Origin of the sequence: Colwellia sp. MB3u-55 (assembly GCF_014076785.1) — a bacterium.
Taxonomy (GTDB): domain Bacteria; phylum Pseudomonadota; class Gammaproteobacteria; order Enterobacterales; family Alteromonadaceae; genus Colwellia_A.
Genome location: NZ_JACGUS010000104.1, coordinates 45,022 through 52,423 on the forward strand (window position 1 = coordinate 45,022; position 7,402 = coordinate 52,423).

General features: G+C 36.4%; 11 protein-coding genes and 2 pseudogenes. 7 read left to right on the plus strand and 6 right to left on the minus strand.

Features of this window, described 5'->3' with window-relative positions:
* Window positions 1-62: 62 nt before the first annotated feature.
* Complete coding sequence (locus H4J66_RS07230; protein WP_182172466.1) at window positions 63-2,018, plus strand: choline BCCT transporter BetT; 1,956 nt, start codon at window positions 63-65, stop codon at window positions 2,016-2,018.
* A gap of 32 nt (window positions 2,019-2,050) precedes the next feature.
* Here H4J66_RS07230 and H4J66_RS07235 read toward each other — a convergent pair whose 3' ends face one another.
* The 6 genes and pseudogenes from H4J66_RS07235 to H4J66_RS20760 all read right to left on the minus strand — a co-directional run bounded on the left by H4J66_RS07235 (window position 2,051) and on the right by H4J66_RS20760 (window position 4,140).
* Window positions 2,051-2,554, minus strand: a complete 504-nt coding sequence (locus H4J66_RS07235; protein WP_182172468.1) for a MarR family winged helix-turn-helix transcriptional regulator — start codon at window positions 2,552-2,554, stop codon at window positions 2,051-2,053.
* Window positions 2,555-2,855: 301 nt separating this feature from the next.
* A complete protein-coding gene (locus tag H4J66_RS20755; RefSeq protein WP_409049357.1) occupies window positions 2,856-3,044 on the minus strand; it encodes a type II toxin-antitoxin system RelE/ParE family toxin in 189 nt (62 codons plus the stop codon).
* A 138-nt stretch (window positions 3,045-3,182) separates the two neighbouring features.
* Entirely contained in the window at window positions 3,183-3,416 is a 234-nt protein-coding gene (locus tag H4J66_RS07245) for a helix-turn-helix domain-containing protein (RefSeq protein WP_182172472.1), read from the minus strand.
* A 6-nt stretch (window positions 3,417-3,422) separates the two neighbouring features.
* Window positions 3,423-3,509: pseudogene (locus tag H4J66_RS20610) on the minus strand (hypothetical protein); the annotation flags it as partial.
* 17 nt (window positions 3,510-3,526) lie between these two features.
* On the minus strand, window positions 3,527-4,006 hold the full coding sequence (locus tag H4J66_RS07250) for a cupin domain-containing protein (protein WP_182172474.1): 480 nt from the start codon (window positions 4,004-4,006) through the stop codon (window positions 3,527-3,529).
* On the minus strand, window positions 3,910-4,140 hold the full coding sequence (locus H4J66_RS20760; RefSeq protein ID WP_409049358.1) for a cupin domain-containing protein: 231 nt from the start codon (window positions 4,138-4,140) through the stop codon (window positions 3,910-3,912). The genes H4J66_RS07250 and H4J66_RS20760 overlap by 97 nt, the downstream gene beginning before the upstream one ends.
* 55 nt (window positions 4,141-4,195) lie before the next feature.
* Between H4J66_RS20760 and H4J66_RS20260 the strand changes: the two genes are divergently transcribed.
* From H4J66_RS20260 to H4J66_RS07275, 6 genes and pseudogenes are all read left to right on the plus strand, one after another.
* Window positions 4,196-4,363 (plus strand): hypothetical protein, encoded by a 168-nt coding sequence (locus tag H4J66_RS20260; RefSeq protein ID WP_259369080.1) that lies wholly within the window; start codon window positions 4,196-4,198, stop codon window positions 4,361-4,363.
* A 109-nt stretch (window positions 4,364-4,472) separates the two neighbouring features.
* Window positions 4,473-4,808, plus strand: a complete 336-nt coding sequence (locus H4J66_RS20265) for a cytochrome P460 family protein (RefSeq protein ID WP_310650636.1) — start codon at window positions 4,473-4,475, stop codon at window positions 4,806-4,808.
* Between the two features lie 228 nt (window positions 4,809-5,036).
* A complete protein-coding gene (locus H4J66_RS07260; RefSeq protein ID WP_182172476.1) occupies window positions 5,037-5,294 on the plus strand; it encodes a hypothetical protein in 258 nt (85 codons plus the stop codon).
* Window positions 5,295-5,861: 567 nt separating this feature from the next.
* Window positions 5,862-6,308 (plus strand): peptide-methionine (R)-S-oxide reductase MsrB, encoded by a 447-nt coding sequence (gene msrB, locus H4J66_RS07265; protein ID WP_182172478.1) that lies wholly within the window; start codon window positions 5,862-5,864, stop codon window positions 6,306-6,308.
* Between the two features lie 2 nt (window positions 6,309-6,310).
* Window positions 6,311-6,811, plus strand: coding sequence for a peptide-methionine (S)-S-oxide reductase MsrA (msrA, locus tag H4J66_RS07270; RefSeq protein ID WP_182172481.1), 501 nt, complete (start codon window positions 6,311-6,313; stop codon window positions 6,809-6,811).
* 40 nt (window positions 6,812-6,851) lie between these two features.
* Window positions 6,852-7,319: pseudogene (locus H4J66_RS07275) on the plus strand (peptide-methionine (S)-S-oxide reductase).
* Window positions 7,320-7,402 lie beyond the last annotated feature (83 nt).

Sequence of the window (7,402 nt, forward strand, 5' to 3'; positions counted from 1 at the left end):
ATTGTTTACAGCATGGCTTAAGTCGATATAATATCAATACTAATTAAAATCAGGGGAAGAATTTGCCTACAACTGTAAAGAGTCAATTAAACAAGAAGGTATTTGGCAGTGCCTCCGCTATTATTATTGCCTTGTTAGTTTATACCGCTGCACTACCTCAACAGGCGCAAAGTTTATTTACACTTATTCAAACGAGTATTATTGAAAATGGTAGTTGGTTCTATGTACTGACTGTCGCATTCATCTTCTTTTTTGTTATCTTTTTAGGCGTTTCTCGTTACGGCGACATTCGGTTAGGTCCAGATCATTCAACACCTGATTACACCTTAGTCTCTTGGCTGTCGATGCTCTTTGCTGCTGGAATGGGCATTGGCTTAATGTTTTTTGGTGTCGCAGAACCCTTAATGCACTACTTGTCACCACCGACAGCAGAAACAGGTACAGTTGAAGCTGTGCAAGAAGCAATGAAAATGACATTTTTTCATTGGGGACTTCATGCCTGGGCTATCTATGCCATTGTTGCCTTAGTATTAGCCTATTTTAGTTATCGTCATAATTTACCGCTAACGTTACGCTCTGCACTATATCCTTTGATTGGGGATAGAATATATAAATGGCCAGGACATTTAGTCGACATTTTTGCTGTGGTGAGTACGGTCTTTGGTGTCGCTACTTCCCTGGGCTTAGGTGCCTCACAAGTTAATGCAGGTTTTGGTTATTTGTTCGGTATTGAAGTCTCAGTCATTAATCAAATAATTATTATGTTTGGTATCACGTCACTTGCGGTTATATCAGTTGCCACAGGGCTAGATAAGGGCATTAAAATACTCTCTGAAACCAACATGGTTTTAGCGGTAATCTTGTTATTATTAATTTTTGTACTCGGTCCAACAGTATTTTTATTACAAGCCTATTTACAAAATATTGGTGACTATTTAGCGGATATCATTCATAACACCTTTAATTTATTCGCATACAAAAAGACTGAATGGATAGGTGGCTGGACAATATTCTATTGGGGCTGGTGGTTGGCGTGGGCACCTTTTGTTGGTTTGTTCATTGCCAGGATTTCACGTGGCCGTACTATCAGAGAATTTATTGTTGGCGTTATGCTAATACCCACGGTATTCACTTTATTTTGGATGACTATTTTTGGTAATAGTGCGATTGATTTGGTCTATAATCAAGGTATTGTCGAATTAGGTGAGATGGTAAGTAAAGACTCATCTGTTGCTTTATTTGTCTTTCTTGAAAACTTCCCATTATCTTCGGTGTTGTCATTCTTTAGTGTCTTAATGATTGTGATATTTTTTGTCACCTCCTGTGATTCAGGCGCTATGGTCGTTGATATGCTTTGCTCGCATGGCAAAAATGATACGCCGCTATGGCAACGTGTGTATTGGGCGGTAGGTATTGGTATCGTTGCGGCAATATTATTATTGGCAGGTGGTCTTAATGCCCTCCAAACCATGACTATTGCCAGTGCTTTACCTTTTACTATCGTGTTATTGCTTGCCATTACAGGCTTGATTAAATCGTTAAAAGTTGAAGCTTTTAAGCAGGATAGTCAGCTAATCACAGCAATCCCACATTCAGGTAATGAGAATAGTGATAGTTGGCAAATGCGCTTAAAAAATGTTGTCGATTTCCCCAACAAAGCTAATGTAAGTAAGTTTGTTACGCAGACAGTAATTCCAGCATTTGACTCCGTCGCTAAAGAGCTACAAGCTAACCAAATCAATGTTGAAATCTCAAATGATGATGGGCTGACGTTAATTGTTGACCATGGTGAAGCACAAGAGTTTGTTTATCGGGTGTTAGCTCGTAAGTACTCTCAACCTGACTATGTTATTGAAGCCAATGAAGCGGAAGATGAGCAAAGTTATTATCGTGCTGAAGTTCACTTGGGCGAAGGTGGGCAAGACTATGACATTATGGGCTGGTCGAAAACGGCAGTGATCAACAATATTATTGATCAATACCACAAGCATTTACATTTCTTACATTTGCTACGCTAATTGAATACAGCTCGGGTTAAACCGAGCTGTACTTACTTATCAGGTGTGTCAGCTTTCTGAGTGCTGCTGGCGCTCATCGCATTAAGTTCTAATAGTGGGGCAGCATCTATTTCATTTGCATCCATCATACCGGCCAATCGCTCCATAGATGAAAGTAACTGTGATTGCTCCCACTGTGCCAAATTAGCAAAATTTTCAATGAAATGCTCTTGCAAAGCTTGTGGTGCGTTGAGTAAAAGTGCTTTACCATTCTCGGTTAAATATAAACTGACTTTACGTTTGTCTTGGGTACTACGTACTCTTGAAACTAGGCCTTTATTCTCTAGCCTATCCAAAATATTAGTCACGGTAGCAGCACTTAAATTAACATTTTTAGCGACTTGACTTGAATTGATACCAGAGGTTTTATCAATTTCTAGCATAATTAGTAATTGTGGGGTCGTTAAACCTGATGTCTTATTCAGTTGTTTTGAATGTAAACCGATTGCCCGGATAACTTTCCTTAAGGCAATTAATAATTGTTGATGTTTTTCCATTACAGTGTACTTCTTACTTTAATTACTGTTAGTTTAATCAAAAAAATCAGCAACACCTAGATAAATTACCTAAATAGGCGTTATTAGATGGTTTTCAAGAGAAATTTAGAAAAGCCCTATAACTAAAGGGACTTGAACCCTCAACAACCCAAATCACAATAAAATTTTCGGTATAAGATTTACTTAGTTTAACGGGGATTAGGCTAGATACTAAGAGTGTGGTTCATGTCATAACTTGGATTTAAACGTTATTTATTGCCGTTACATACTCACAGATTGATACCAGAACATCATTTTTGACTCAATAATCTAACAGTAAATGCATTAATCTTTTGCTCCGCCAGACTCTAATAATCTGAATGCTTATTTTATTTAATACATACATAATACGAAAAGGTGAGTGAATTAATTTTCTAATTGATGACATGCTAAATTCAGGAAATTGTCTGCCAATTTTCGGATTGTTGGGTAATTTTTCCATATGACTCATTATAGGTTGGATTTATAAAAATAACTTTTGCTATGTATCAATTTTTGGTGAAAATATCTATTTTAAGGTACAGCTTTGAATGTTTGAAACAAACTTACCTTATCTTTATTAAGAGGAATACAGCGTTTATAATGATATTTATCGCCCTAATTTCTTACGGAATTGGCTAGGGGTATCATCATAGTGATCTTTGAATGCATGTGAAAGTGTTCGAGCGTCTGAAAATCCAATGAGATCAGCAATTCCTTCAAGTAATAAATTTGAATAATTTAACAATTGATAAGCTTTTGCCATACGCCAACGGCTTACATAAACCATGTGAGAAACAACGATGGTAGCTTTGAATTTACGTTGTAATGTTGCACGAGACATACCGACAACATCACTAATAATATTGAGAGTCCATTGTCTTTGAGGGTGTTGATGGATGAGCTGTAATATTTTATTTAAACGAGGTTCTTTAATCGCGGATAAGAAACCTGTTAGTGATTATTTTTCTCAATAAAACTGTTTAATAATTGAATAAATAAGACTTCAGTTAAACGGTCGATAATACTGTTTTTTTTATTATTTGTTCTCTTTATTTCCACATCAATTAACTTTACTGTCATCCAAATATTATCATTTGATTGAATATTGGAAAGTTGAACTATGGAGGGTAAGGCACTGAGAATAGGATATCCAATATCCTCATCGTATTCAATTATTTCATACATAATCTTATTGGTTATCTCACCTTGTTGAAAAAGTGGCATACCTAAAGCACAGGCGTCCCCCGCTTGTTCACTCGGCACCAATTTGCTTCCAATTTCGTCTGCTATCCAATGCAGATCTCCGCCTGGCATCATGACGATATCCATTGGCGCTACATTAGTATTACTGGTTTGTGCCCCAACATAAAACCGCCTTCTAACGCAATATGAAATCTGGGCATCACAATTGATGATAATGATATTCCCCATGGAGCTGCAAGGCTCGAATGAAAGAATATACTGCCACAAAAACGAAGCGTATCTATAACATCGTCAAGTACATTAAATTCTGATATTGGACATTTGAGTTGATGAACGACATTTTTGAGTATTTCAGATACCAAGGGTTAGTAGCAATGATTGTTATAGTGGCTTACACGAAATAAATCAGAGTATATTATGAAAGCGAATAAAATATTAATAGCAGTATCTTTACTATTTGTGCAAGTCATTTTTTCAGGATCCACTTATGCAAATGAAGCATTTGTAATGAAAAATGGTGAGCTAGAACGCCCTATGGGCTATCGAGAATGGATCTACGTTGGCACCCCCGTTACCCCCCAATGATATGAATAATGGCAAAGCTGCATTTCCTGAACTTCATAATGTTTATATTGATCCTAAGAGCTGAAAACATTGGAAAAATAAAAGTGAATTTCGTGAGGGTACTATCATTATTAAAGAACTAGTTTCAGTTGGCTCAAAATCTGCTGTCAGTGGCAGAGGATGTTTTATGGGGGACTTTATCGGTCTTGAAGCGACCATTAAAAGTAAAAAACATTTTAAAGATGAACCCGGTAACTGTGCATATTTTAGTTTCTCAAGTGCAGATCATAAAACGCTATCAAAAACAGCAAAAGCATTCCCTGCAAAATCTTGTAATTCATGTCATGCCGGTGCTGCCGTAGATGATTTTGTTTTTACTCAATATTACCCTGTATTAAGTCAAGGTAAAGGAATGAAAATGAAGGCTGGTGGTGGACATTTAGACAGTCTTAAGCCAATTAAATAAAAACAATTTATCGAGCTGTTTTCTTTTGATTTTATATTAAGGTCGAATCTTAAACTGGCTCATTCTTATCGCTTTATAAATAACTTTTATCGCAGGCAAATATGCCCACATTCTCAACTAATAGGTAATGGGCGTAAACGCAGTTACTCATTTATAGGAAACCGACCCAATAGCAGTATTCAAAAAGCTATCTCAATTAACGCTGAAATAGAAGGGAAAAAATGAAAATTGATCGTTAAGCATAACTATGGAGCTAAAAAAGAACTTACACCGCATAAAATTTATAGCGATGATCAAGCTGATAATTATTTCGCGCTTACGATTATTTTTCAACGTGAAAAAGGCTACGACTCAACTAATAGTGATTGGTTTTCGGCTGAGTATTATTCTGATGGTAGAATCATTAAGTATCAAGGCGTAGATTTATCAGATCGTTTACAAATGTGTTTAGGTTGTCATATCCCACTTGGAGGTAAAGACAGATAAGCATTAAACGGTAGATCTAAATAACTAGCTATTAACTAATATGGGTACACGACATTATGGTAACGATATTACACTGGAGTATTGCGGTGACTTACTTAACTGCTTACTCTTAATATTGCCATACTAGGAAAACTGAAGCTGCGAATTGGACCTTAATCGTTGTTCATAACGTATTGTTAGATAGATCGGTAAAAATAATGCATTATATTTTGTACTTTATGCTTTTTTTCACTACCCGTCAGTGCATTAATAACTACAGGTTTTGATATTCTAATAGCTGGTGCTATTGGCTTGCCTAGTTTTTTTTGTCTGAATTCATTCAAATTATTGCAACATAATTTTAAACTGTTGATGATCACTTTTATAGAAGCTTTTGCCAATTATCATCGGGATATAGCTTCAGAAATCATACTGCCCATATTGTCGATTGGTCATGTTGGTAAGGCAATAATACATCAAAAAATAAAATAAAATAAAATAAAATAAAATAACGAGTACCGTTATTACATACAGTGAATACCTATAGCGTCACAATGAAATGTGACAAAACGCCGAGGACAGAAAGTTATGACAATCTATCAAAAATCCACCGAAGTAATTTCAGCACTAACCAAAGAACAATATCGCGTAACACAAGAAAATGGTACAGAGCAAGCGGGTAGCGGAGCGCACCTTAATAATACTTCGCCAGGCATTTATGTCGACATTGTTTCAGGTGAGCCGTTATTTGCTTCATCAGATAAATATGAATCAGGCTGTGGTTGGCCAAGCTTTACCAAACCGATAGAAACAAAAAATGTTAAAGAAATTAATGATAACAGCCATGGCATGATTCGAACTGAAGTTCGCTCGGGTCATGGGGACAGTCACTTAGGACATGTATTTAACGATGGTCCAACAAGCGAAGGTGGGTTACGTTACTGTATTAATTCAGCATCACTTCGTTTTATTCATCGTGATAAAATGGTCACTAATGGTTATGGCGAATACGTTAATCAAGTGGAGAATGTATAAATATGACAATTGAACGCGCTATTTTAGCTGGTGGTTGCTTCTGGGGTATGCAAGATCTTATACGCAAGCTTCCCGGAGTTACGTCAACCCGAGTGGGTTATACCGGTGGAAATGTCATCAACGCAACTTATCGTAATCATGGCAGTCACGCAGAAGGCATAGAAATTTCATTTGATACTAATATTGTTAGTTTTCGCAGTATCCTTGAATTGTTTTTTCAAATCCATGATCCAACAACACAACACCAACAAGGAAATGATAAAGGTGCTTCATATCGTTCAGCGATTTATTACTGTTCAGCTGAACAAAATGCTGTAGCGATGCAAACGATAAGCGATGTTAATGCATCAGGTTTATGGCCTGGGACTGTAGTTACTGAGTTAGCACTTGCCGGTGATTTTTGGGAAGCGGAAATAGAGCATCAAGATTATCTACAAAGAATACCAAATGGTTATACTTGCCACTTTCCCCGAAGTGACTGGGTATTACCTTCAGTAAAATGAGCTAATAAAAGTAACTTCAATAGTAACTACAGATAACACTATGCATACTGAAAACTTCAGCAAGATTGGTTTAGGTGGTGGTTGCCATTGGTGTACCGAAGGGGTTTTTGAATCACTTATTGGTATCAAAGCGTTAAAGCAAGGCTGGATTACTTCAATCGATGATAATGCTGAGTTATTTGAAGCGATTGAAGTTTATTTTGTTCAATCTATAATTTCTTTGCAGACTTTGATTGAAATTCATTTACATACTCATGCCTCGACAGCAAACCACTCTATGCGTCAAAAATAACGATCGGCGATATATACCTATAACGATAGTCAAAACCAACAAGTTAACAGCGCTTTAGATACTTTACAAAGTGATTTTGATAAACCAATTATCACACAGGTACTACCATTTTATTCGTTTGAGGCAAATAAAGATCAATTGCTCAATTACTTATATAAATCACCTAAAATGCTAATTAAGCCACCCATAATAACTTGTTTGTTTTTTCAACAATAAACTACACTTAATTTACCCTCTTATAAGTGTGGTGATTTTTATGCCCAAGCCTCGTTCACAACAAATCAGTTTATCTGATACAC

What these genes read in the sequence shown, in the direction of transcription:
- msrB (WP_182172478.1), top strand. Translation starts at nt 5,862, where the DNA reads ATGACAATCTATCAAAAATCCACCGAAGTAATTTCAGCACTAACCAAA.
- H4J66_RS07245 (WP_182172472.1), bottom strand. Translation starts at nt 3,416, where the DNA reads ATGTCTCGTGCAACATTACAACGTAAATTCAAAGCTACCATCGTTGTT.
- H4J66_RS07250 (WP_182172474.1), bottom strand. Translation starts at nt 4,006, where the DNA reads ATGGGGAATATCATTATCATCAATTGTGATGCCCAGATTTCATATTGC.
- H4J66_RS07235 (WP_182172468.1), bottom strand. Translation starts at nt 2,554, where the DNA reads ATGGAAAAACATCAACAATTATTAATTGCCTTAAGGAAAGTTATCCGG.
- msrA (WP_182172481.1), top strand. Translation starts at nt 6,311, where the DNA reads ATGACAATTGAACGCGCTATTTTAGCTGGTGGTTGCTTCTGGGGTATG.
- H4J66_RS20755 (WP_409049357.1), bottom strand. Translation starts at nt 3,044, where the DNA reads ATGAGTCATATGGAAAAATTACCCAACAATCCGAAAATTGGCAGACAA.
- H4J66_RS20260 (WP_259369080.1), top strand. Translation starts at nt 4,196, where the DNA reads ATGAAAGCGAATAAAATATTAATAGCAGTATCTTTACTATTTGTGCAA.